Annotated in this window: 1 protein-coding gene; it reads left to right on the top strand. The window is 47.4% G+C overall.

Going from position 1 to position 308, the window contains the following annotated elements; translation table 11 throughout:
- A partial coding sequence (locus C1E99_RS10790) for a S8 family serine peptidase (protein ID WP_153060196.1) occupies nucleotides 1-308 on the top strand: 308 nt, incomplete at both ends.

The following is a 308-nucleotide window of genomic DNA, read 5'->3' as shown; positions in this document are numbered from 1 at the left end:
AAGTTGATTGAAGTGCCGACTGTATCAGGCTTTTCTAGTTGGGGTCCTACGGTCAACTTAGAATTGAAGCCAGAGATTGTGGCGCCAGGAGAGGATGTTTATGCAACCTTGAATGACAATCGTTATGGCTCCATGTCAGGGACTTCGATGGCTTCGCCAATTGTGGCGGGGGCCAGTGCACTTTTATTGCCACGGATTCGCCAAATGACACCACCAGAAGGCATGACTAGGATGGATTTGCTGAGAATCATTTTGATGAATACTGCTACCCCTTTGGTTGATGTTCTGGATTCATCTGGGCATGCTTT

The organism is Streptococcus suis, from assembly GCF_002964045.1.
In the GTDB taxonomy this organism is placed as follows: Bacteria; Bacillota; Bacilli; order Lactobacillales; family Streptococcaceae; genus Streptococcus; species Streptococcus suis_U.
This window is presented reverse-complemented; position numbering and strand designations above follow the sequence as displayed.